At 54.5% G+C, this 440-nt stretch carries 1 pseudogene; it reads left to right on the top strand.

The window, feature by feature from the left end:
- A pseudogene (locus EXE42_RS19840) lies at nucleotides 1–440 on the top strand (ABC transporter permease); the annotation flags it as partial.

A 440-nucleotide genomic window follows, 5' to 3' on the forward strand; every position in this document is an offset into this window, starting at 1 on the left:
GTCACCGAAACTGGAAATGAGTTATTCAACGAAGCAGACCGTGATCTGTGGGTTACCGGCGGTCCAATCAATCTCGCGCCCGGCTCTGTTGGCGCCTTCCAAAATCCAGTTCCAAACGCACACACAGTCGCTACACAGATCGAACAACACGAGGATGTCCAAACAGCAGTCCCACTGGCATTCCAAGTTGTCTACGTCAGCACTGACGGTGAAGAGTTCGAGACGATTGTTGGCAGCGGAACACCAGGAGCAGGTGGTTCCGTCCGCATAACAGCCGGCGAGGGATTTACTGGTCCAAATACACACTACGCTGATGGCAATTACAGCGGGAATTTCACTCATCAAGCGCTGGTTTCGCCTGAGTTTGCCGCGCAACACAACGTGACTGTCGGAGATTCCATCCACGTCGGTGGGACCATTGCGAGTGCCCGCGCTCACGA

Origin of the sequence: Halorubrum sp. SP3, from assembly GCF_005435195.1 — an archaeon.
GTDB classification, from domain to species: domain Archaea; phylum Halobacteriota; class Halobacteria; order Halobacteriales; family Haloferacaceae; genus Halorubrum; species Halorubrum sodomense.